Below are 22,938 nucleotides of genomic sequence, written 5' to 3'. Positions count from 1 at the left end.
CAGACCATGCAGGACGCCGTTGCGAGGCAGGACCTCATCGATATCCTGCTCGCGGACCGCAAACGGTTCGTCGAGGTGGCGCAACGCGTCCTCAAATGTCGCGCCCGAGCGGAAGACGTCGTGCAGGAGGCGGCCCTGCGGATCTGGCAGAGCGGCTCCGGGACCGAGTTGCACAGCCCCAAGGGCTACGTGCGCCGCATGATCCGCAACCTCGCCATCGACGCCGTACGGCAGGTCGGCTTCGAATGCCGGCTGCTCGCGCCGATCGCCCATGCCGAAGGCACCGCCAGCCCGTGTGCCTGCCCGCAGGAGCGGATGGAGGCCTGCCAGGCCCTCAAGGCCGTCTTCGCGGCGCTCGACCTGGCACCCGCCCGCACCCGCCGGGCGATCCTCGCCCATCGCCTCGACGACGTGCCGCAGAAGACCATCGCCGCCGAGAACGGCGTCTCGCCGACGCTGGTGAACTTCATGATCCGCGACGCCACGGCGCTCTGTCGCAGGGCGCTCGACGACGAAATCGGAATGGTGCCGGCTGCGGTCGCAGCCTGAGGCTCCGCGGACGGAGCAAGCCGGAGTATCTGGCGCAGCCGCGGGTTTGTACGGCCTTGCCGTTTCCCACGATAGGTATCCGAGCGTTTTGCGCCTGCCGCCGCCGGATGTTAGCCCGGCCCTCGGCTGCGCAGCGGATCGTCCGGGATGGTGCCGCGCAGCCACGAATGGTCGCAAACGCGGAGGCCGTGTGACGACACCCCCTATCGGCGGAGCCCTCGGCGACGGCGTCCACCGGCTGACGCTGCGGGTCTATTACGAGGACACCGACTTTTCCGGCTTCGTCTACCATGCGAGCTACCTGCGCTTCATGGAGCGCGGGCGGACGGAGTTGCTGCGTTCGCTCGCCGGAGATCAGTCGGACCTGCACCGGGACGCGCGCGGGCTCGTCTTCGTGGTGCGGAAGATGACCCTCGACTTCCTGAGGCCCGCGAGGATGGACGACCTGCTCGACGTGCTGACCTGGTCGAGCGAATTGCGCGGCGCCTCGATGCACCTGTCGCAGGAGGTCCGTCGCAACGGCGAGACGCTGACCCGTGCCGACGTGGTCGTCGCCTGCGTGCGCGACGGCCGCGCGATCCGGCTGCCCGATTCGCTCAGGCGCTCGCTCACCCCCTCGATCCCCGTCGTCGGCTAACCGGCTTTCCGGCAGACGATCAGCGCTCCGGCGAAATACGGGTCGGGCTCGGTGGGCAGCAGCGTCACCGACGCCATGCCGCGAGCGAACAGCGCTTCGGTGATCTCCGCCACGGGATAGAGGTTCATCTGCATGCCGCCGTCGTGCAGCGGGCGCCCGCGAAGCAGATTCCAGGCGGTCTGCGCGAAGGGCACCCGGTCGCGCAACCTGCGGACGAGATGCCAGCCGCGCGAGCGGCGGCTCATGATCGGAACGTCGAGGGCGAGCACGCCGCCCGGCGCGAGCCGGTCCGCGATGCCGAGGATCACGTCGCGGCCGCGCTGCGGATCGATATGCTGGAGCACGATCAGGCTCATCGCGAAATCGATCGGCTTCGAAACCTCGTCGACGCGGTTGCAGAGCGTGAGGTTGGGCACGCCCTGAGCCGTCGCATTGCTCCGGAGTTCCCGCAGCATGCCGGGCGAGACGTCGATCGATGTCACGTCCGCGAAGCGGCGGCCGAGAGGCAGGCTGAGGCGTCCGACGCCGGCGCCGAAATCCACCGCATGGTCGCGCCGTACCGGGCCGACGGCGGCCTCGACCTGCGCCAGGACCCGCTCCACCGAGCGCTCGCCCGAGGCGAAGAAGGCGCCCTTGTTCGCGGCGATGTTGTCCTTCCGGTAGGCGTCGAGGGTGAGGACGCCGTAATACGGGTCGCTCTCGCCGTAGCGTTGCCAGATTGCGTCGGACGACATCATGCACTCCTGTTGCCGACGACTGAACATCGTTTCGGACGGAAGTGCACGCGCAATCGAGCCGGGCGCGGCCGGAAGTTGACGACGCGGTTAAAACCGTGGCCGTGGGGCTTCAGGCCGCCCCCACCGGGTCCGCGCCGAAGGTCGCACGGCTCACCGGATCGGCCGTACGAACACCGTGCGGCCGTAAGATAGCCCGGATCGACAACCATTCCTTAACCTTGACGCGCGCCTAAACTGGATCGCGAAAAGGTCGCGACGACCATGCGGCGGCCGGACAAGCTCGACCCTTACTTTCGACAGATTCCCGAGCGATCTCCTTTGATATCGCTCAAGGATCCGGCGAGAGCGCGGGGCCCGGCAGGGACGCCGCACCCGTCGTCGCGCCTTGGGGACTCTTGGGATCACGACCGATGAATCCAGCCGATGCCATGCAGGCCGCACCTGCCATCGACATGAGCCTGTTCGGCCTGTTCTGGCAGGCCCACTTCGTCGTCAAGCTCGTGATGGTGGGGCTGCTCGTCGCCTCGGTCTGGTGCTGGTCGATCATCGTCGACAAGACGCTTCTCTTCCGCCGCACCGATGCCGAGATGGACGCCTTCGAGGAGGCGTTCTGGTCCGGCCGCTCGCTGGAAGAGCTCTACCGCTCCTACAACGACCGCCCGGCCACCGGTCTCGCCGCAGTCTTCGTCGCCGCCATGCGCGAGTGGAAGCGGTCGTTCGAGGGTTCGGGCCGTCAGGTCCAGTCGCTCAGCCAGCGCATCGAGAAGCAGCTCGACGTCACCATCCAGCGCGAGGTCGAGAAGCTCGAATCGCGCCTGCTCTTCCTCGCCTCGATCGGCTCGGCCGGCCCATATATCGGCCTGTTCGGCACGGTCTGGGGCATCATGACCGCCTTCACCTCGATCGCGGCCTCGAAGAACACCTCGCTCGCCGTCGTGGCGCCGGGCATCGCCGAAGCGCTGTTCGCTACCGCCATCGGCCTGTTCGCGGCGATCCCCGCGGTGCTCGCCTACAACAAGCTCCAGGCCTCGGTGGCGAAGTCGCAGTCGCGGCTCGAAGGTTTCGCCGACGAGTTCTCGGCCATCCTCTCCCGCCAGATCGACGAGCGCCTCTCGCTCGCCGCTTGATCCCAGAAACGTAGGAACAGCCTGATGGGCATGAGCCACGGTGCGGGTGGTGGCGGCAAGCGCCGCCGGCGGGGCAAGCGCGGTCCCGGCCCGATCAACGAGATCAACATGACGCCGTTCATCGACGTCGTCCTAGTGCTGCTGATCGTGTTCATGGTCGCCGCACCGATGATGACCGTGGGCGTGCCGCTCGACCTGCCGCAATCGAAGGCGAGCCCGCTCAACTCCGACGTCAAGCCGATCACGCTCTCGGTGCGCCAGTCGGGCCAGATTTTCCTCGGTGAGACCGAGCTGAAGGACGACGACATCGTGCCCCAGCTCATGGAGACGTCGAAGGCCGGCACCGGCACCGAGGAGCGCGTCTTCGTGCGCGGCGACAAGCGCGTCGAGTACGGCCGCATCGCGCAGGTGATGGCGATCGTCACCGGCGGCGGCTTCAAGAAGGTGGCGCTCGTCACCGAACCGGAACAGAACTGAGGGACGCCGGCAGGTGCGCTTCCCCTTACCTTCCTTCGATCGCAGCGAGCCCGGCGTCTGGGTCTCCGCCGGCACGCATGTCGCGTTGCTAGCGCTGGCCCTGTTCGCGGTGGCGGCGCCCGCTTTGCCGAATGCCGACGAAGGCGTGCCGGTCGAGGTGCTGACCGAACAGCAGTTTTCGGAATTGACCCGCGGCGAGCGCAACGCCGAGAAGCCGCAGGAGAAGCCGAACAAGGCCGACCGCGTATCCGAGAAGGTCGAAGATCGCGAGCCCGAGAACGCCAAGGTCGACAAGCCGGCGCCCCCGACCCGTCCCGCCGACATGAAGGTCGCCTCGGTCGACGAAATCCCGCTGCGCGCCGAGCCCTCCGAGACCGTCAAGGAAGAGGCCGCGGCCGCAGCTGCCAAGGCCGCCGAAGCCAAGGCGGAAGCCGAGCGCGCCGCCGCCGCCAAGGCGGAGAAGGCTGCCGAAGTGAAAGCCGCGAAGGCTGCGGAAGCCGCCGCGAAGGCCGAGAAGGCCGAGGCTGCCAAGCGCGACGAACTGCAGAAACTCGTCGAGCACGAGGAGGCCGAGGCGGTCGCCAAGGAAGCCGCAGCGAAGGAATCTGCAGCCAAGGCAAAAGCCGAGGCCAAAGCGAAGGCAGACGCGAAAGCCAAGGCCGAGGCGAAGGCGGAAGCCGAGGCGGAAGCGAAGGCCGAGGCCCAACAGAAGCTCGCAGAAGCCAAGGCCAAGGCTGAGTCCGACGCGAAGGCGAAGGCCGATGCGGTCGCCAAGGCGCGGGCCGAGGCGGCGGCAAAGGCCAAGGTGAAAGCCATGGCCGAGGCGAAGGCCAAGGCGGATGCCGAAGCCAAGGCCCGCAAGCAGGCCGAGATGGCCGAAAAGTTCAACGCCGGCGACATTAAGGAACTGCTCGCCAATAAGGCGCCGTCGCAATCCACCGGCTCGACCGGCCGCGAGGTCCAGCGGACGGCCTCCCTCGGCACCACGACGGGCAACGCCCAGAAGCTGTCGCCGTCCTTGCGCGACGCCCTCGTCGGCATGCTTCAGCAGCAGATCGAGCGCTGCTACTCGGCTCCGCCCGGCGCGGCGCAGGGCGTGATCCTGCCGATGCTCGACATCAAGCTGAACGCGGACGGATCGCTGACCTCCGAGCCGCGGATCTTGCGCTCGGGTCAGAACGCGGTCGACCAGTCGATCGCGCAGGCCGCGCTCCGGGCCGTGCGCCGCTGCGCGCCCTACAAGATTCCGTCGCAATACGCGCCGTATTACAACGACTGGAAAGCCATCAACGCCGAGTTCGAGTTCTCGCGGGTGTAGGCCAAGCGCGACGCGCGCTCCTCCCCCTTGTGGGGAGGAGTTGGATGTGGGGGTGGCGTCGGATGAGCCGCCACGGTGCCTTCTGAACCACTCCCACCCCTACCCCTCCCCACAAGTGGGAGGGGGGAGCCACACCCGGACCCTCTCCCTATCCGGAAGCGATCATGACGCAGCACTTCCTCACCCGGCGCAGCCTCGCCGCCGCCTTCACCGCGCTCGCGCTGAGCCTGGCCGCCGCGGCACCCGCGCAGGCCCAGCTCCAGCTGCGCATCGGCGGCGGCGCGTTCCAACCGCTGCCGATCGCGGTCGTCGATTTCGCGGGCGACCCGAGCCTCGGCACGCTGATGTCGAGCGTGGTGACGAACAATCTGCGCCGCTCCGGCTATTTTTCGCCGTTGGAGAAGGCCCGCTTCCCCGAAGCTCCGAGCTTCGACGCGGCGCCGAACTTCGAAAAGTGGCGCGGCACCGGCATCCAGGCGCTCGTCACCGGTCGCGTCGGCCGTGACGCCGGCGGCAAGCTCAAGGTCGAGTTCCGGCTCTGGGACGTGACCTCGGGTCAGCAGGTCACCGGCCAGCAATACGGCACGGATCCGGGCAATGCCCGCCGCGCCGGCCACCTGATCTCCGACGTGGTCTACACCAAGATCACCGGCATCGGCGGCTACTTCGACAGCCGAGTCGCCTTCGTCGACGAGTCCGGGCCGAAGGAGCGCCGCCGCAAGCGCCTGATGGTGATGGACCAGGACGGCGCCAACGTCCGCGCGCTGACCTCCGGCGACGTCTCGGTGGTGGCCCCGCGCTATTCCCCGGCCGGCCAGGACATCGCCTTCATGACGCAGGCCTCCGGCCAGCAGCCGAAGGTGCAGATGATCGACCTCGAGAGCGGCACCCGCCAGACGGTGGGCAGCTTCGATTCGATGAGCACGAGCCCGCGCTTCTCGCCGGACGGCCGCCGCCTCGTGATGAGCGTGCAGCAGGGCGGCAACGCCGACATCGTCACCGTGGACATCGCCTCGAAGGCCCAGCACCCGGTGACGCAAGGGCTCGCCATCGACACGTCGCCGACCTACTCGCCGGACGGAGGCCAGATCGTGTTCGAATCCGACCGAGGCGGCTCGCAGCAGATCTACGTGATGGGCGCCGACGGCGGAAACCCGCATCGCATCTCGTTCGGCGAAGGCTCGGCCTCGCAGCCGGCCTGGTCGCCCAAGGGCGAGCTCATCGCCTTCACCCGCCAGCGCAAGGGCGGCTTCGCCATCTGCGTGATGAAGCCCGACGGCTCCGGCGAGCGCGTGCTGACCGAAGGCTTCCACAACGAGGGCCCGACCTTCGCGCCGAACGGCCAATACGTGATGTTCTTCCGTGATCCGGGCGGCCAGGGTGGCGGCAAGCTCTACATGGTCGACATCACCGGCAAGGTGGAGAACCCGGTGCCGACGCCGTCCTTCGCGTCGGATCCGACGTGGTCGCCGTTGCTGGCGGGGCGGTAGACCAAGCCTCTATCGACGCACCGACAAGGTTGAATGTACCATTTTTTGGTACATTCTGTCGTGAGGAGAAGCCTTCATGGCGCGCAACACGTCCATCTCGCTCGGCGATCATTTCGCACATTTCATCGACAGGCAGATCGATGGTGGGCGCTACGGTTCGGCGAGCGACGTCGTACGGGCCGGCTTGCGCCTGTTGGAGGAGCAGGAGGCGCGGCTCGAAACTCTCCGGGCCGCGCTGATCGAGGGTGAGGCCAGCGGCACGCCGGAGCCCTTCGAGACAGAAGCCTTCCTTCTCGCCAAGCGCGCACTGAGATAGGCCATGGGCTTCACGCTCTCGCCCAGGGCGCGGGCTGATCTCGACGGCATCTGGGACTACACGGCCGAGCACTGGAACGCGGATCAGGCCGACCGCTACATTCGCCAATTGGCCGAGGCTTTCGGCAATATCGCTGACGGATCAATTCCGGGCCGCGCCGCGAACGACATCCGAAAGGGCTACTTTAAGGTGCCGGTCGGTTCGCACGTCGTCTTCTATCGCCACGCCGCGGCAGGCGACGTCGTCGTGATCCGCGTGCTGCACCAGCGAATGGACGTCGCGCGGCATCTGTAGCGCTCGCGCGACTACGCGGGGCGGTTAAAGCCTTGAGCTAAATACCATTATCCCTTCCGCAAGAAACGGAAGTCCAAGGAGGGATAATCGCTTCTGCAGCAATTGCCGAGAGCAGGCGAACCGTCCCCCGCTACACCATCAATCGATCCCGCGCCTTCAGCGCCGGAAACAGCCGCCCCCACACCATCGCGACGAGCAGCGTAGCCAGTCCACCTGCAACGACGGCCGGCGCGGCGCCGACGAGGGCTGCGAGCGTGCCGGATTCGAATTCGCCGAGCTGGTTCGAGGCGCCGATGAACACCGATTCCACGGCCGAGACCCGGCCTCGCATGGCATCCGGCGTCTCGCCCTGAACCACGCTCTGGCGGACATAGACCGAGACCATGTCGGCGGCGCCGGCCACGAGGAGGCTCGCCATCGAGAGCCAGAAATCGTGCGAGAGGCCGAACACGACCGTCGCGAGGCCGAACAGGGCCACGGCCATCAGGAGTTTCGGCCCGGCCCGGCGCGTGAGCGGGCGGTAGGCGAGCCAGATCGCCACCGCGACAGCGCCGACGGCCGGCATGCTGCGCAGCGCGCCGAGCCCGAGCGGGCCGACATGCAGGATCTCGGCGGCGAAGATCGGCAGCAGGGCGGTGGCGCCGCCGAGCAGCACCGCGACGAGATCGAGGCTGATCGCGCCGAGCACCACCGGCTGCGCACGGATGTAGGACAACCCCGCCGACAGGCTCGCCCAGGTGATCGCGCCCCGCGCGGCCGGTTTCTCCGGCCGGAAGCGGATCGCGGCGACGAGGAGGCTGCCAAGCGCATAGATCGCGGCCGAAACCCCGAAGACCGTCGTCGGCCCGAGCACGTAGAGGACGCCGCCGAGCGCCGGCCCGATCACCGCGGCGCTCTGCCAGAACGACGACACCCAGACCACGGCGGTGCCGAAGTGTTCGCGCGGGACCAGGGTCGGCAGGAGCGCGCTCAGCGCCGGACTGGCGAAGGCGCGACCGATCCCCATCACCACGACGAGGGCATAGATCGGCCAGACCGAGTGGCCGCCGAGCAGGGCGAAAGCGAACAGACCGACTTGCGCGAGGGTCGCCAGACTCCAGGCGCCCGCAGCGATCAGACGCCGGTCATGGCTGTCGGCGACGTGACCGCTGATCGGCGCGGCGAGGATCGCCGGCAGGAAGGCAGCGAGCCCGGTGAGGCCGAGGGCGAATGGGCTGCGGGTGAGATCGTAGACGAACCAGCCCACCGCGACGACCTGCATCTCGCTGGCCAGACTGGTCAGGAAGCGCGCTGCGCCGAAAAGCCTGAAATCGCGGTTGCGAAACAGCGCCAAGCCGGTGGAGGAAGGCGACGTCATTGCCGGCCCGCTTGCCGTGCACCGAGCACGTGCGTCAAGCACCATGCCGTAGCCATCGCGATGAACGGGTACGGCGTGTAAGAACCTCGGCCCAGGGAGACACGGGATTTTGATGGAGCAGGACCGCGACGGTTCTCGGACGGCCGGGACGAACGGCAACGGCGAAGCCAGCGCGCTGCGGCTCCTGCAGGCGGCGTCCGGCCGTCGCCTTCTCGCCATGCACGCGCTCATCGTGGTCGTGCTACTCGCCACCGCCCAGAATTACGACGGCTCGATCCATCCGATCAGCCACTGGATCGTGCTCGTCGCCTACGCGATCTGCTCGCTTGGGCTCGGCCTCGCCGAACGCCGGGACCGGAGCGGCGAGACGCGCAACGGCGTGAGCTTCGCCAGCCGCCGCGCCGAGGCGCTGGCTTGGGCCTCGACGGCGCTGAATGCGGGCGTCGCGATCTATGTCGAGGTCGAACACCTCCTCGTCGGCGCGAATGCCGGCTTCGACGACGCGGCCGGCGCAGTGAGCAAGCTGCCGGCCTTCCTGCTCCTGCTGCAGACCGGGCTGACCATGCGGGTCTCGCACACGGTCGCATTCGCCGGCGCCGTGACGCTGGCCTGGAGCGGCACCATCCTCCTGGCCGTCCGGGAGGAGGCGCTGCTCGGTCCACATGTCAGCCTGTCGGACGAGGCGCCGACGCTCCTGACTTTCATTGCCGCGAGCCTCGTCGTCGTCGACGGCGTCCGCCGCCTGCGCAGCGCAGTGACGATGGCGCTCCGCCTCGAACACGAACGCACCATGCTCGCCCGCTTCGTCCCAGGAAGCGTCGCCGTCGAACTCGCCCGCGAGGGCGGCCTCGGCAGCGTACGGGAGCGGCATGCCTGCCTGTTCGCGCTGGACATCCGCGGCTTCTCCGCTCTGACGCGCGAACAGCCGCCCCAGCAGGTCGTGCGTGCGCTCCTCGACGTGCGCGCCCTGACCCATACCAGCGTCACGCAACACGACGGCATCGTCGACAAGTACATCGGAGACGGGGTGCTGGCTCATTTCCTGGTGGGATCGCCGGAGCGTCAGGCGCGCGCCGCGCTCGATGCCGCGCGGACGATCCGCACGCGCCTCGACGCGCTGAACCGGGAGCGACGGGAGGCGAAGCTGCCGCCGCTCGCCATCACCATCGCGCTGCATGCCGGCCACGTCCTCGCCGGGGTCTTCGACGACGGGTTGCGGGCGGAGTTCACCGTACTCGGGCCGGCCATGAACATGCTCGCCCGCCTCGAAGCGCAGGCGAAGTCCGAGAACCTCGCTCTGGCCGCCTCCGACGAGGTCGTGCGCCTCCTCGCCGGACACCTGCCAGACGGCTTCCGCACCACCCGCGCCGGCACGGCCGACGTGCAGGAGGGACGCCTACCGGCCCTCTACGCCCTGACCGACGAGACCCCTGCCCCGGTGCCGAGCGCCTGATCGACACAAAAAGGGCCCGCATGGCGTCCGCCATCCGGGCCCGGCATAGCGCCGATGCGGATCAGCGGGCGCGGCGGCCGGTGGTGCCGGCGGCCCAATGCGGCTCGACCAGGCGGCTACGGACGTTGTGCGCCCCGGCATTCTCGGAAACCATCGGCTGGCCGAGGATCTGACCCGTGCTGTGGTGCTGCGAGTGAGCCGATCGAGGATCGTGGTACGGGTCGCTGACGTAGGAGCTCATGTGAGCGCCACCGGCGGCCTGACGGCTTCCGCCGCTGCTCTCGGCTTGAGCGGCCATCGGCAGGACGAGGGTGCCGGCGAGAATAGCGCAGGCGGCAAGGCTCTTCATGGGACGTACTCTCTATTTTGAATTCGGTCGCCGCCGGAGTCCGAATCCCGCGGCACATCGACAGCCTACTTCAATATTACTTGAATATCAGTGCGATTTATCACCAAACAATACTCAGATTCTAATCCGTTCAACTCAGACGCAGGGTGCATTTCCACACGAGCCTGATCCGGGTAGAAGAATTTTCGGGATTAAATCCAATCTGAAGCGCAATTTTTGCCGCGCGCGGTCGAGGGTCGAGCTGGTCCTGGGAACGGTCGGCATCGGATGCGGGTTTCCAGCGCCAGAGCCGCGATGATACGGACAACGGACCCGCGATCGGCGCGGCGGAGACGAGATCCGGTGCAGGGGCGCGCGACGCCATGAAGGGCTATGCAGCCAATGCGCAGATCATGGCGGATGTCGCCGCCGTGATCGAACAGGCACGCCTCGAAGGGCGCGACCTCGCGACGGCCCTGCGCATCGCCCGCGTAACGCTCGCCTATGTCAGCGGCCCGAATCCAGATCCGGAGCAGGCCAAGGCGCTCGAGAGCTTCGACCAGCACCTCAAGACCATCGCGGAGTGATCGGCCAGGACGGTCATGGTTCGGTTCAGCCCATCTGCGCGATCAAGGTCACAGCGCCGAACACCAGAACCGCCGCCACGGCAAGCGCCATGAGGATCAGTTGCGGGCGTGATTCGCGCAAAGGGTCGTCGTTCATTCCGGGAGCCTAGATCAGGGCGTGGCGACGCGGAAGCGCAGCCGGCTCGCGATCACCGCATCGTTTGGTTCTGCTATGTTGAGGCCATGAACGCCAACGCCCCGCCGCCGGCCTCGGCAGCCCCTGCCCGGCCGCCCTCCGTCGAACGTTTGCTCGCCGCACCCGAGGCCGCAGCCAGCCTGACGGCCCATGGCCGCAGCGCCGTCCTGCACGCGATCCGCTCGGTGCTGGCGGACGGGCGCACGGGCCGGGAAGCCCTGGTCGACCCGATAGCCATCTTCGCCCGCGTCGATGCGCGTCTGGTTCAGGACAACCGGCCCTCGCTGCGTCCGGTCTTCAACCTCACCGGCACGGTGCTGCACACCAATCTCGGCCGGGCGCCGCTGCCGCCGGAGGCGGCGGAGGCGGTCTCGCGGGTGATGCTGCAGGCCTCGAACCTCGAATACGACCTCGCCCGCGGCGAGCGGGGCGAGCGCGACGACCATGTCGAGGCGCTGATCTGCCGCTTGACCGGCGCGGAGGCGGCGCTCGTCGTCAACAACAACGCGGCGGCCGTGCTCCTCGTGCTAAACGCGCTGGCCATGGGCCGCGAGACCATCGTCTCGCGCGGCGAACTCGTGGAGATCGGCGGCTCGTTCCGCGTACCGGACGTGATGATGCGGGCCGGCAGCCGTCTGCGCGAGGTCGGCACCACGAACCGCACGCATCTGCGCGACTATGCCGAGGCGATCGGCCCCGAAACCGGCCTCGTCATGAAGGTCCACCAGAGCAACTACGAGATCCGCGGCTTCACGGCGGAAGTCGAGGAGGCGGCGCTCGGAAAGCTCTGCCGCGAGCGTGCGATCCCGTTCGCGGTCGATCTCGGCAGCGGCAACCTGATCGACTTCGCGGCCTACGGCCTGCCGCCGGAGCCGACCGTGCGCGAGGCGGTCGCCAACGCCGACCTCGTCACCTTCTCCGGCGACAAGCTGCTCGGCGCGGTCCAATGCGGCATCGTCGCCGGCCGGCGCGAGCTGCTGGCCGGCATCCGCAAGAACCCGCTGAAACGCGCGCTGCGGGTCGACAAGATGACCTACGCTGCGCTGGAGGCGGTGCTGCGTCTCTATCTCCACCCCGAACGCCTGCACGAGCGGCTGCCGGCTTTGCGGCTTCTCACCCGCAAGACGACGGAGATCGAGGCGCAGGCGCGACGGCTGCTGCCGGAGGTCGCAACGCGGATCCGCGCGGGGGCACGGGTCACTGTCGAACCCTGCATGAGCCAGATCGGTTCGGGGGCGCTGCCGGTGGAGACCCTGCCGAGCGCCTGCCTCGCTTTCCACCCGCCCGAACAGAGCGCGCGTGGCGAAGGCACTTGGCTGAAGCGGCTGTCGGAGCGTTTTCGGGGATTGCCGATGCCGGTGATCGGCCGGATCAGCGACGGGGCGCTGCGGCTCGACCTGCGGACGCTGGAGGACGAGGCCGGGTTTTTGGCGCAGATCGATGGGTTCGCGCTTTGAAAGACTATCCGACGAGGTCGTCGATCGTGACCCCAAGCGCGTCTGCTAAGCTTCTCAGCGTATCGACGGTACCCTCGCGCTTGCCCGTCTCGATTTGGGAGAGGAACGGCTGCGCGATGCCGGCCTCCTCCGCCAACACCTTGGCGGTCATGCCACGATGCTCGCGCCAGACGCGGATGCGGCTCTCGCCGGAGAGCAGGCGATCCACGATCTCGGACGGGACCAACTCCTCCTCCCCCGCCGCGAGCCTGCGACGGTACTCTTGAACGGCGAGGCGATCCGCATTGTCTTCGGCGGCCTCGGCTAGGAGTTTGAAATCGGCCTCGGACAGCATGACGAGACGTTCGCCGGCCGGCGTGACGATGGTCTGTGCGTTCATGGCCTGGGCCTTTTCGACCGCTCTCATTCGTAGACATCGCCTCGGGCAGCGACGCGGATCACGGCGATGATCTCGCCGCTTTCGGTGAAAAGCACACGCCAATCACCAACGCGAAGCCGAAGGACGCCTTCCTCACCCTTCAGCGTCCTGACGTTGTTGACGAACGAAAGCGGGTCGCTCGCGTATTGCTCGATCTTCGAACGGATCAGTTTCGAGGTGTTCGCCGGAATCCGGCTCAGCGTCCTCAAAGCCGCCTTGCTGTAAGCGATCTGCCTCACGATGGATCTTTAGCAGGATCGGGAAGCCGAATCTATAGCAATTTGCTATAATCAATTGATCGACGGGCTCGTCCGATGGGCAGGACGCGTGTTGCTCACGCCGGCTCTGTCACCCGAAAAGCCTCGATCCCCCGCCGCTCGGGATTGATCGCCGCGAGCGCGCGTTTCGCCGCCTCAAGCGGATGCTCCGACTCGATGCGGACGGAGGCGAGGTCGGGGCTCTTATAGACGGTGACGATGGTGTCCATCACCTCGGTGAGGGTGGTGCGCTTGTCCTCGGGCGCGGCGATCAGGAGTTGCAGCCCCCAGGCGTGGAACAGGTCGACCAGCGCTTGAGAGTTGCGCACGTCGAGCTTCGAGAAGGCCTCGTCGAGCAGGCAGAGACCGAGGCCGGGATGCTCGTGGCCGGGGCGGTCGCCGGGGTAGTAGGCGGAGGCGAGCGAGGCGGCGATGGCGACGTAGAACGGGGCCTGCGCCTCGCCTCCGGAGCCGCGGGTGGCGCGGTTCGAGAGGGTGGTGCGGTTGCCGGCCCCGTCCCGCATGCCGATCTCGTAGACGAAGTAGTTGCGGTAGTCAGCGAGCCGCGCGGCGCTCTCCTCGCCGGCGATCAGCGCAGTGATCTCTTCCATCGCGGCCGACAACGGACCGTCCTCGACCTCCGGCAGCACCGCCTGCGCGGCGTCGGGCGAGCGGGCAACCTCGGTGGCGAGCGCGTGGACGGCGGCGTAGCGCCTGTCGACCACCGCCTCGAAGGCATAGGTCTGGCCCGTGAATTTTTGCGAGGACAGACGCTCGTTCAGCGCGTCGAGCCGGGTCTTCACGCGCTCGAAGCGGTCGGCGAGGCGGGTTAGCAGGTCCTCGGTCATCAGGCGCCGCATCTCGCGGTTCGCCCGCTCCGCCTGGTCGCGGTAGCGGCGCAGCTCGTGCCCCTCGACCGAATCGTGCTCGCGCCGCGCCCAGGCATAGCCGAAGGCGGCGGTGGCCTCATCGCGGCCGAGGGGATTGTCGATGCGGCGCTGCACGCAGTACTCGGCGAGATCGCGCTCGGCGGCCCGACCCTCGGTGCGGGCGGTCTCGAGTTCTGAGCGGGCGGACGTACGAGCGGCGCTTGCGACAGCCGCGAGTTCCTTCGAATCGAAACCGGCGAGATCGGCGCGCATCTCGCGCAGCAACGCCGGATCCAGCCCCTCGGCGCGCGCCATCCGAATGCGCAGGGAATCGCCGCCGGCCCAGCGGGCATAGGCCGTACGACGGGCACCCAACGCGGCGCGGGCGGCGTCCCGAGCGGAGCTCAGCTTCGCTTTCAGTCCCGCTTCCTCGGCCAAAAATCCGTCGCGCTTGGGTTCCAGCACCTGGACCAGCTCGGTGAGATAGGCCGAGCGCTCCTTGGTGAGCTCGCGGATCTCGGCCTCCAGCGCACCGGTATCGGCCTGCTTGAGCTGTTCGTGCTCGGTGGTGAGGCTACGACGCCGGCCCTCGATCGTGTCGGCCTCTTCGCGCAGGGCGGCGACATCGAGGCTCGCTGCGGAGAGGCGGACGCGAAGCGAGGCGGCTATGCGGGCGGCCTCCCGCATCACCGTGGCTTCGCCGCGTAGGCGTCGCGCGTCCTCCACGGCGGTTTCGAGGTTGCGGCGGCCCTCGGCCGTGGGTCCGCGCTGGCCGCGGGTCATCATCAGCTGCACGGGGCGCACTACGGAGTAGGCCATGCCGGAGGTCGAGCGGCCGCTTGGCGCGACGGCGCGGCTCATATGGGCCAGCGCCGCGTCGTTCGGGGCGAGGTCGTAGCCGCCGAGGCGCGCGGCCAGGAAAGCCTCGGCGTGGTCGCTGTCCGTCTCGATCAGCCCGAGCGGGCCGTCGTCGAAGCGACGGGCCGTGCGGCGGGCAGTGTCGGTCGTCTTGACCAAAAGGCAGCGGTAGAACCGGGCCTTCTGCTGTTCCAGCAGGCCGAACGCCTTGTTCAGCCGGTCCGGGTCCACCACCAGCGCCTCGCGGGCGCCGCCGAGCAGGCCTTCGAGCGCCGGCCCCCAGGCCGGATCGGTGATCTCGGCGAGCTCGCAGATCGGTGTCGCGTCGATGCCGATGCGCGCGAGTTCATCGCGAAACGCCAGCGTGTGGGGCGAGAGTCGCCCGGCGCTGCCGTGGCCCGAGGAGAAGGCGGCCGACAGCGCCTGCGCCTCCTTCTCTCCCGTACGAGCACGGATGGCGAGGTCTTCGGCGGCCTCGTCGAGGCCGGCCGCGATGTCGGGCAGGTCGGCGAGGCCTGCAACGAGCCGGCCGAGCACCCCGTCGGCGCGCAGGGTCTCCTCCGGCGGGGCGTCGCGGCGCAGGCCCGAGCGGGCGCAGGATTCGATCAGGCGGGCGGCCTCCGGTGCGCTGGCGCGGATCGTCGCGGAGACGGTAGAGAGCCGTCCGGCCTCCTGCACCAGCCCGACGAGCTCGGCGACGCGGGCGGCGAGGTCGCGCCGGTCGCGGGCGAGAATAGTGAGGCCGGCATTCGAAGCGGCCAGCTTGCCCTCTGCCGCGCTGCCGATGACGAGGGCCTTGCGCTGGGCGATCTCGGAATCGATCTCGCGCACGAAACCCTGGCTGGTGGCGACGCTCTCGCGGGCGATCCGCAGCGCGTCGCCGGTCTCGACGAGCCGCGTGCGGGCGCTGGTCCAGTCGACGATGCGGCGGCGAAGCTCTGCGCTCGCCGCCCGCATCTCGTCGAGGGCGGCCGCGAGGCTCGACTCGGCCCAGGTCTCGTAGCGCCCGACGATCCGGCGCAAATGCGAGAGTCGCGTCTCCAGCTCCTCTATGGTCTCGCAGAGCCGGCGCCAGTTCTCGACCGATTGCCGGATACGGGCGACGTCGAGGGGCGCCGGCTCCAGCACGAAGCTCTTCACGAAGGCACTCGGGTCGAAGATCGGCTTGAACGCGACCGCATTGGAGAAGGTGCGCAGGAAGTGCCGCGGCTCGGGCGCCGGCGCGCCTTCGCGCATCAGGGCCAGCACCTCGGCAGTAAAGCGCTCGCCGGACGAGCGGAACTGCTCGAAGCGCTCGGCGCGGCGGTTGAGATCGGCGGCGATCTCGCTCCACGGGGCGACGAAGCTGCCGCGGTCGGTCTCGCGGACATAGTCGGCGATCTCGAAACGGTGCCCGACGGCGACGAAGCGCGAGATCGTCTCCTCGCGCTGCTCGTCGGAGCGTGCGGCGAGCGCCAACCCGACCGAGACGATGCGCCCACTCGCCTCGTTCTCGAAGGTGAGCGCGATGACGGTCTCGCAGGATTCCCGCGTCGGACGCCCGCCCTCGGCGGGGTCGCTGATCCAGCCGAGGCAGTAATCGCGTACCGTGCGCGAGCTGCGACCCGAGGCCGAGGCGTTCAGCGCGAGGCGGCTGGCATTGTTGCCGGCGAGCACAGTGCCGACCGCGTCGAAGATCGTCGACTTGCCGGCGCCCGTCGGCCCGACCAGTGCGGCGGCGCCCCGGATCTGGATCTGCTGGCGGCGGATCAGATACCAGTTCGAGAGCGCGATGTCGGTGAGGAGGTACAAACGGTGGCTGGCCAGTGGCTTCGGGCAAGAAGTCCCGGCAGAGCTACAGGATTCGACGGCCGTTCGGGAGTCACCTCAAAGACAGCACCCGGCGAATCACGCCGCCGGGGGCCCGCGTCGGGCTTGACCGCACAAGCGTAGCTGTTTCAATGCGCCCGCATTTGGGATTGGGCGCAGGAGGCGACGACATGCAGCAGTTCGCGATCCTGCTCGGCCTCGGCACCGTCCTCTCCGGCTGCACCGGCTTCGAATACATCTCGAAGACCTATGTCGCCCTGCCCTCCCAGGTGGTGACGATCGGCTGCAACGAGCCCTACGAGGTCTACGACAACCGCCAGCGTCGGCGCATGCTCGTCGTCTCGAACTCGCTGCGCGAAGTCACGGGCTGCGGCATCGGCGAGCGCAACGAAGGACGCGATCCGGCTGCGTCCCGCGCCGAGCGCTTCCGCACGGCAGCCCGAGCCTTCCTCGACGAGACCGTGCGCGAGGATTGCCGGATCACCGGCGAGACGGTGTTCGCCGATCTCCAGACCGAGTTCGCCTATACCTGCGAGGCGCCGATCGAGCGCCGCGGCACCAAGACCCCGCGCCTGCCGAGCCGCGGCCGCGTCGGGACGATGTGATCGGCCGGACGACGCTCAGGCGTCATCCGCCGGCGACGTAAAGGTCCGCTCCGTCGCGTCCCCCGCCGCCGCCAGCAGCGCCCGCGCGAACGCCCGCGCTTCGGTCCGGTCGAGGCTGAGAACGGCGGTCACCGGCTGACCGCCGACATCGGGCAGGCCGAGTTCGAGCCGCACGCCATCGCCCTCGGCACGGGCCGACAGGCTCCAGCCGCGCTCTCCGCTCGAAGATCTGCCGCCGCCCGGCCCGCTCATCGTCTTTTCCTCCACCCCCGCCTGCATGACCGATCGGTGCGCCGGAGACCAGTGGGCGATGCGTCGAAGACGATTGACGAGCGGTGTGCGGGATGGTGTCTGCGGCCGGCTCGCGCCGCTCACCGGCGCATCTCCCTTCACGCAGGACGCGACGACAATGGCCGAGATCTGGTTCCGCACGGGCGAGGCGACGGTGCTCGCCGCCGAAGGTCAGTACACCGACGCCATGCCCGAAGTGCTGATCGGCTCGACCCGCGGCCCCGTCGGCCAAGCCTTCGCCGGCATGATGGGCCAGGTCCAGGGTCACACCCGCATGTTCGTAGTGCGCAACCTCAACCAGCTCGTGCGTCCCTCCACCATGATGACCACCAAGGTCACGATCCACACCGCGGAATACGCCGAGCTCCTCGGCGGCGTGGTCCAGGCCGCCACCGGCGACGCCATCGTCGATTGCGTGATCGAGGGCATCCTGCCGAAGGACGGCCTCGACGAGCTGTGCATGATCATCATGATCTGGCTCGACGAGCGTTGCGGCAGCGACCCGAACGTCGATCGCAAGGACCTTTACCGCACCAACTACGAAGCCACGAAGCTCGCCATCGGTCGCGCCATGAAGGGCGAGCCGACGATCGACGAGCTGATCGCCAACCGCAAGACGGTGAAGCACTACGCGCTGGAAGACGTGATCGACTACTGATCCCCATGCCGTCGGCCCGGGGGCTCGCCGAAGGCGGGAACCCGGGATCCGCCCGACACGCTGCGGCCGGCCTTGGATGAAACGCTCTGCGCGCCCGTCATCCGGGTTCCGCTACGCAGCCCCGGATGACGGGATGGATCATTCCGCTCGGCTGGCATCGCAGCCTGAACGCGGCGGCTGACCGCGTTTGGTTTGTTATCAATCCGCGACGCGCGTCCCGCGCCGCAGGACGGCCTCGTTGATCCGCAGGAGGATTTCGTCGGGCACGTGAAGGCTGAACCCGGCCTCCCGCTCGTCGGAGGCGAAGCGGGCGACGAGCGCCTCCACGGAACGGGATGTCGTCCTGCGGTCGGCGGCCAGCGGCGACCGGAACGCGAGGCGCCCTTCGGTCTTGCCGTGCCGGATGTAGTGTTGCAGCGGCTCGATGCCGTCGGCGGCGACATCCGGATTGGCCGCGAGATATGCGCCCACGCCGAATTCCGGCCCAGGATCCCGCCGCTCGCGGCGGCCGATGCGCGCGTAATGAAGCAACGCCGATTGCGACCCGACGTCCTTATAGAAGCGGGCGTACCAGTCAGGGTCGATGAAGCGGTTCGGTCGCCGACCCTCGTCGATGCCGTGATCACGGAAATGGCGCCACGGGTCGACCCCGGCGGCGGCGACATCGGGATAATGCTCCAAATACCACGCGGCGTCGAAGATCTCGGCGAGCCTCGCAACCGTGACCGCGTCGGACCGCATCGACCGACGGAAGCGCCGGATCCGATACCATGTCCCGCGAACGAAGCGCTTCATGAGGCGGCTCCGATGAGGCGCGCGCGGCCCGTGGACATCTCGTCGGGATCCAACGTGCGATAGACCCGCTCTCCGCGCATCACGGCCAGAAGCTGCTCAGTCGAATCGGCCCAGGTCAAATGCGTCACCGGTGCAGGCGCAGCGATCCGTCCGCTCTGCCGGGCGGCGAGCCAGGATCGGATCGCGGCAGCGAGGCCGCCGGGCCGGCTGTCGAAGTAGTCCGCGCTCGTCCCTCCGACCTCCCGGAAGACCGGCAGATCCCGCGCGATGATCGGCGTGCCCCGTGCCGCCCCTTCGACGAGCGGCAAGCCGAAGCCTTCGCCATGCGAAGCGACGACCACCGCCGTGGCGGCACCGTAGAGCCTGTCGAGGTACTCGTCGCTCACCTTCGGCAGCCAGACGAGACGTGTCGCGTATTCCCGGTGGCCGCGGATGCGCTCGGCGAGTTCCTGAACCATCCACCCCTCCTTGCCGACCACGACGAGCGCGACGTCGCCCCCCTCCGCCCAAAGGGTGTCGAAGGCGTCGAGCGCATCGGCATGGCCCTTACGGGGCTCGACGGTGCCGACCATCAGGAAGGTGGACCGCCGGCCCATCGCCGCCAGCACGGCCTCGCCGTCCTCCGGCACGCCGGTGGTCGGCATGCTCACTGCGAGGTCATGACCGAGATGGAACCAACCGATCTCGAGGGGGCTGGCACGCTTGGCAATCACCTCGGGGTCGGCAAGCCGGATCACGCTCTCGGCTGTCGTCACCGAATTGCAGGCAAGGCGGTCTGCACAGGTCGTGATGGTATCGAGCCAGCGCCGATCCATGTCCTCGAGCCAGTCCGGAAAGTACTGGGGCATCTCAAGCGGCAGGAGGTCGTGGACCACGAAGGTCGCCGTTCCGCCGGCACGCCGGAAGCGGCCGAGCCATAGCGCGGCGTCGGGCAAACGATCCGGCACCCAATCGACGCTGAGGTACTGATCGCCCGGCCCGAATACGACAGGAGCGTCCTCAAGCGCGCCGGTCGGAAGGCCGAGCCGGTCCCGCGCGAAGGAGCGCGCGTAATGCGGGATTCCATCGCGAATGACGACGGGCTCGATGCGGAAGCCGTCGGGAGGAGTCACGATGAGGCGTTCGAGGACGGCCCGCACGACGCGTTCGATGCCTGTGCGCAGGTCCTCGCGAGCCACACCCGATACGTCGTAGAACATCTGCCGGCGGCGCGGCGGTGGATAGAGCGCCCGCACATGGTCTGCGAGACGCCCGAGGTCGGCCGAACTTGGCTGTGTTTCGGTAGCGATGTCGACGACGGCGTCGACGAGCACGCGTTCGCCGACACGCCCGGAGGTCGTCGCGAAGCCTTCCACGATATCCCGCACGCGACGGCCGATGGCTCTCGGCGCATGCGCGACGGCGAGATGAGCGCGCGCCGCCTCGCCGAGGCGACGGGATTCCTCGCGATCCTCGCGGAGACGAAGCAGGACGGCGCCGACCTCCTCGGCATCCGCATCGGGCGCGAGCTTGACCAGACAATCGTCCGGAAACTCGGCCACGGGTCCGAGGTCCGTCGCGATCGTCGGCAGGCCGTAGGCCATGGCGCCGAGCGTGGCGCCCGAAGTCTCGCCGCGGGATTCGGTCCGAAGCTGGATGGCGACATCCGCCGCCGCCATGTAGTGCCCGTATTCTGCGTCGGAGAGGCGGCCAGCGAAAACCACCACGGCATCGGGATGACGACCGGTGACGGCGGCCAGCACCTCGCCCGCATACGGTTCATGATAGGGGCCGACGAAGACGAGGCGGCTCTCGGGGTCCGCGGCGAGGCCGCTCGCGACGAACGCCTCGGCCGTCAGCAGGTTGAGCTTGCGCGGATCGACGATGCCGAAGCTTGCGATCACGAAGGCGTCCTGCGGGATGCCGAGCGTCTCCCGCGCCACGTCGCGCGCGCCGGGCTTCGGCAGGGAGCGCAGATGCGGCACGACCGTCATCATCGGCCGCACCGTCGGCCCGAAAGCCGCTTCGGCGATCCCGAGGGCGAAGTCGGAATGCACGATGACGCCGTGCGCGTTGCGGAAGATCGCGCCGCTCATGGTCAGTTCGCGGCTGACGCCGTCATATCCCTCGTCGGCCAACAGGCGCAGCCCGGTGATGCCGTGTGACGCGTAGATTTCCTCGACGATCACGTCCGCAGGCTTGCCGGCGACGTGCATCAGGTGGATCGCGAGATTCGACAGGAAGGCGTCATGGAGGATGACGGTGCCCGGAAAGCGCGCGAGCAGCCGGAACATGTGGGTGTGGAAGGTCGAGTTGCCGAAGGAATAGACGATGCGGTCGTAGCCGCCCGCGTGCCGTTCGAAATAGGCGATGTCCCGCACCGCGCAGTTGCCGGCGAGCCAGGGATCCTCGGTCATGCCGTCCGGATGAACGAGATCGATCTCGTAATGGTCGAGCAGTTCGCGCAACAGCTCGGCGCTGTAGTCGGCGATCCCGGAATGGTCGGGCGGCAGGGGCGAGACGAACGCAATACGGGGCCGGCGCGTCGGCGCAGGCAGCGTCGGACGCTCCGGGAACCGGATCTCGGCGCGCTCGCGCATTCGGCGTGCGTGAAGCTCCTCGAAGGCGTCGAGTGCGCGCCGAGCCGCCGCCCGCCACGTGAACATCCTCGCCCGTTGCGGGCCGTAGGCGCGCATGGCCTCGCGCCACTGGCGATTGCCCAGGGCGAAGAGCAGCCGTTCGCGCAGCGACTCCACGTCGAACGGGTCGAAAAGGCAGTCCTGCCGGCCGACCACCTCGGGAAGGCTGGTGTTGTCGGCGACGAGCACCGGCGCACCGCAGGCCATCGCCTCGAGCGGCGGAAGCCCGAAACCCTCGTGCGTGGACGGAAAGACCAGGACGTCGCACAAGCCGTACAAGGCGATCAGGTCGGCATCGGCGATGTAGCCCGTGAAGATCACGTGCTCGGGCGGCACGCCGTGACGCTCGGCCGCCGCTGCAATGGCGTCCTTCTCGTGCGCCACGAGCTTGCCTGCGAAGACGAGATCGAGGTCGGCGCGTAAGGCCGCGGGCAGCTGCGTGTAGGCGCGGACCAGCAATTTGATGTTCTTGCGCGGATCGGCGGCGCCGACGAAGAGGACGAAGCGCCGGCTCATGCCGTATCGGCCGAGCAACGCGCCCTTCTCCGGTGCCGACAGGGAGACGGGGCGGAAATGATCGCCGACGCCGGCGAACATCACCGCGATGCGCTCCTCCGGCAATTGCAAGAGATCGATCGCCTCGCGCTTGGAGTATTCCGAGATCGAGAGCAGCAGGTCGGCGCGCTTCAGATCCTGCACGTTGCGCAGGTAGTGCCTCTTGTAGGCGGGGGATCCGAGATAGCGGTCAGGATCGGCCAGGGGGATCAGGTCGTACAACGTCACCGCGGTAGCGTGGTCGCCCTGGAGCAGCCCGACGGAGGTGATGAAGTCCTCGACGAAGCCCTCGAACAGCGAGCCGACATGAACGATGTCGGGAGCGATCTGAGCGATACGCGCCTCGCGCAACAGGGCGGCCGCGCGGGCACGCCAGACATTGGCCTCATGCACGCAGGCCGTCGGCCCATAGGGTCCGAAGGTGTGGATCCGCCCCGGCGGCAGCAGGCGCCGGAACTCCGTTTCGACGGCATCGATCTCATGGGAAAGATCTTCTCCGAAGAGCACATGAAACTCGTGCCCCCCCTCCGCGATCATCGCGAGCGCCAATTGCCGGGTCAGCCGCCCGATGCCGCGCTCACGACTCGACGACTGGAGCCCTTGCAAGTCCAGGAGGATTTTCACAGACGGTGTATCTCTGGCTCGGATCGTTCCAGTCGCATGCGATGCTCCCGCACCGCACCATCGAAGATCGAGTGGGACACATAGGCGGCAGTGCGGTCTTTGTCATCAAACGATACCGCCGCAGCGAGCCACGCTTTCGCTTGAGCGCCTTGCCCGACGCATAAGCCCGCAGATGTGCGGGTGCGTCGACGCCTGCCGTCTACCGATCCAGTTCTGTGACGGCAGATTATCAATTTTTCCAGAGCCTTGGGCGGTAGGGGCGGAGAAGAGCCGAGGCAA

22 protein-coding genes are annotated in these 22,938 nt (G+C 68.2%); 13 read left to right on the top strand and 9 right to left on the bottom strand.

Annotated elements, in window-relative coordinates; translation table 11 throughout:
• Positions 1 to 6: 6 nt before the first annotated feature.
• Positions 7 to 549: a sigma-70 family RNA polymerase sigma factor gene (locus MFF07_RS07750; RefSeq protein ID WP_238231445.1), complete on the top strand. Its 543-nt coding sequence runs from the start codon at positions 7 to 9 to the stop codon at positions 547 to 549.
• A gap of 190 nt (positions 550 to 739) precedes the next feature.
• Positions 740 to 1,186: a tol-pal system-associated acyl-CoA thioesterase gene (gene ybgC, locus MFF07_RS07745; RefSeq protein WP_238231442.1), complete on the top strand. Its 447-nt coding sequence runs from the start codon at positions 740 to 742 to the stop codon at positions 1,184 to 1,186.
• On the opposite strand, the gene MFF07_RS07740 is transcribed toward ybgC, so the two are convergent.
• Entirely contained in the window at positions 1,183 to 1,920 is a 738-nt protein-coding gene (locus MFF07_RS07740) for a class I SAM-dependent methyltransferase (protein ID WP_238231440.1), read from the bottom strand. The two genes, ybgC and MFF07_RS07740, sit on opposite strands and share 4 nt — an antisense overlap.
• Positions 1,921 to 2,333: 413 nt before the next feature.
• Between MFF07_RS07740 and tolQ the strand changes: the two genes are divergently transcribed.
• The 6 genes from tolQ to MFF07_RS07710 all read left to right on the top strand — a co-directional run bounded on the left by tolQ (position 2,334) and on the right by MFF07_RS07710 (position 6,945).
• Entirely contained in the window at positions 2,334 to 3,050 is a 717-nt protein-coding gene (gene tolQ, locus MFF07_RS07735; RefSeq protein ID WP_147813763.1) for a protein TolQ, read from the top strand.
• Between the two features lie 24 nt (positions 3,051 to 3,074).
• Entirely contained in the window at positions 3,075 to 3,527 is a 453-nt protein-coding gene (locus tag MFF07_RS07730; protein WP_147813761.1) for an ExbD/TolR family protein, read from the top strand.
• A 13-nt stretch (positions 3,528 to 3,540) separates the two neighbouring features.
• Positions 3,541 to 4,845 carry a cell envelope integrity protein TolA gene (gene tolA / locus MFF07_RS07725; RefSeq protein WP_238231439.1) on the top strand — a complete coding sequence of 435 codons (1,305 nt, stop codon included), beginning with the start codon at positions 3,541 to 3,543 and terminating at the stop codon, positions 4,843 to 4,845.
• Between the two features lie 164 nt (positions 4,846 to 5,009).
• The gene (gene tolB / locus MFF07_RS07720) at positions 5,010 to 6,335 is read left to right on the top strand and encodes a Tol-Pal system beta propeller repeat protein TolB (RefSeq protein WP_238231437.1); all 1,326 of its coding nucleotides are present in this window, start codon (positions 5,010 to 5,012) and stop codon (positions 6,333 to 6,335) included.
• A 76-nt stretch (positions 6,336 to 6,411) separates the two neighbouring features.
• A complete protein-coding gene (locus MFF07_RS07715; protein ID WP_147813755.1) occupies positions 6,412 to 6,651 on the top strand; it encodes a type II toxin-antitoxin system ParD family antitoxin in 240 nt (79 codons plus the stop codon).
• A gap of 3 nt (positions 6,652 to 6,654) precedes the next feature.
• Complete coding sequence (locus MFF07_RS07710; protein WP_147813753.1) at positions 6,655 to 6,945, top strand: type II toxin-antitoxin system RelE/ParE family toxin; 291 nt, start codon at positions 6,655 to 6,657, stop codon at positions 6,943 to 6,945.
• A 130-nt stretch (positions 6,946 to 7,075) separates the two neighbouring features.
• Here the strand turns inward: MFF07_RS07710 and MFF07_RS07705 are convergent, their stop codons facing one another.
• A complete protein-coding gene (locus MFF07_RS07705) occupies positions 7,076 to 8,302 on the bottom strand; it encodes an MFS transporter (RefSeq protein WP_147813751.1) in 1,227 nt (408 codons plus the stop codon).
• Between the two features lie 112 nt (positions 8,303 to 8,414).
• Between MFF07_RS07705 and MFF07_RS07700 the strand changes: the two genes are divergently transcribed.
• The gene (locus tag MFF07_RS07700; RefSeq protein ID WP_238231436.1) at positions 8,415 to 9,755 is read left to right on the top strand and encodes an adenylate/guanylate cyclase domain-containing protein; all 1,341 of its coding nucleotides are present in this window, start codon (positions 8,415 to 8,417) and stop codon (positions 9,753 to 9,755) included.
• 61 nt (positions 9,756 to 9,816) lie between these two features.
• Here MFF07_RS07700 and MFF07_RS07695 read toward each other — a convergent pair whose 3' ends face one another.
• Entirely contained in the window at positions 9,817 to 10,104 is a 288-nt protein-coding gene (locus tag MFF07_RS07695) for a hypothetical protein (RefSeq protein WP_147813749.1), read from the bottom strand.
• 362 nt (positions 10,105 to 10,466) lie between these two features.
• On the opposite strand from MFF07_RS07695, the gene MFF07_RS07690 reads away from it, so the two are divergent.
• Positions 10,467 to 10,670, top strand: coding sequence for a hypothetical protein (locus tag MFF07_RS07690; protein WP_147813747.1), 204 nt, complete (start codon positions 10,467 to 10,469; stop codon positions 10,668 to 10,670).
• Between the two features lie 222 nt (positions 10,671 to 10,892).
• Positions 10,893 to 12,302: an L-seryl-tRNA(Sec) selenium transferase gene (selA, locus tag MFF07_RS07685; protein ID WP_238231435.1), complete on the top strand. Its 1,410-nt coding sequence runs from the start codon at positions 10,893 to 10,895 to the stop codon at positions 12,300 to 12,302.
• 4 nt (positions 12,303 to 12,306) lie between these two features.
• Here selA and MFF07_RS07680 read toward each other — a convergent pair whose 3' ends face one another.
• From MFF07_RS07680 to MFF07_RS07670, 3 genes are all read right to left on the bottom strand, one after another.
• On the bottom strand, positions 12,307 to 12,681 hold the full coding sequence (locus tag MFF07_RS07680) for a helix-turn-helix domain-containing protein (RefSeq protein WP_147814000.1): 375 nt from the start codon (positions 12,679 to 12,681) through the stop codon (positions 12,307 to 12,309).
• 23 nt (positions 12,682 to 12,704) lie between these two features.
• The gene (locus MFF07_RS07675) at positions 12,705 to 12,959 is read right to left on the bottom strand and encodes a type II toxin-antitoxin system RelE family toxin (protein ID WP_238231434.1); all 255 of its coding nucleotides are present in this window, start codon (positions 12,957 to 12,959) and stop codon (positions 12,705 to 12,707) included.
• A gap of 95 nt (positions 12,960 to 13,054) precedes the next feature.
• Positions 13,055 to 16,495, bottom strand: a complete 3,441-nt coding sequence (locus MFF07_RS07670) for an SbcC/MukB-like Walker B domain-containing protein (RefSeq protein WP_238231433.1) — start codon at positions 16,493 to 16,495, stop codon at positions 13,055 to 13,057.
• Positions 16,496 to 16,683: 188 nt separating this feature from the next.
• Between MFF07_RS07670 and MFF07_RS07665 the strand changes: the two genes are divergently transcribed.
• Positions 16,684 to 17,118 (top strand): hypothetical protein, encoded by a 435-nt coding sequence (locus tag MFF07_RS07665; RefSeq protein WP_238231431.1) that lies wholly within the window; start codon positions 16,684 to 16,686, stop codon positions 17,116 to 17,118.
• Positions 17,119 to 17,133: 15 nt separating this feature from the next.
• On the opposite strand, the gene MFF07_RS07660 is transcribed toward MFF07_RS07665, so the two are convergent.
• The gene (locus MFF07_RS07660; protein ID WP_147813740.1) at positions 17,134 to 17,370 is read right to left on the bottom strand and encodes a hypothetical protein; all 237 of its coding nucleotides are present in this window, start codon (positions 17,368 to 17,370) and stop codon (positions 17,134 to 17,136) included.
• Positions 17,371 to 17,527: 157 nt separating this feature from the next.
• On the opposite strand from MFF07_RS07660, the gene fae reads away from it, so the two are divergent.
• On the top strand, positions 17,528 to 18,067 hold the full coding sequence (gene fae, locus MFF07_RS07655) for a formaldehyde-activating enzyme (RefSeq protein ID WP_238231515.1): 540 nt from the start codon (positions 17,528 to 17,530) through the stop codon (positions 18,065 to 18,067).
• A 198-nt stretch (positions 18,068 to 18,265) separates the two neighbouring features.
• Here fae and MFF07_RS07650 read toward each other — a convergent pair whose 3' ends face one another.
• Both MFF07_RS07650 and MFF07_RS07645 read right to left on the bottom strand, forming a co-directional pair.
• Positions 18,266 to 18,808, bottom strand: a complete 543-nt coding sequence (locus MFF07_RS07650) for a hypothetical protein (protein ID WP_238231429.1) — start codon at positions 18,806 to 18,808, stop codon at positions 18,266 to 18,268.
• Between the two features lie 50 nt (positions 18,809 to 18,858).
• Positions 18,859 to 22,659: a glycosyltransferase gene (locus MFF07_RS07645; RefSeq protein WP_238231427.1), complete on the bottom strand. Its 3,801-nt coding sequence runs from the start codon at positions 22,657 to 22,659 to the stop codon at positions 18,859 to 18,861.
• Between the last annotated feature and the right edge of the window lie 279 nt (positions 22,660 to 22,938).

Source organism: Methylobacterium thuringiense (assembly GCF_022179645.1).
GTDB lineage: Bacteria > Pseudomonadota > Alphaproteobacteria > Rhizobiales > Beijerinckiaceae > Methylobacterium > Methylobacterium thuringiense.
The sequence above is the reverse complement of the archived record's forward strand: the minus strand, read 5'-3'. Positions and strand labels throughout refer to the sequence as shown.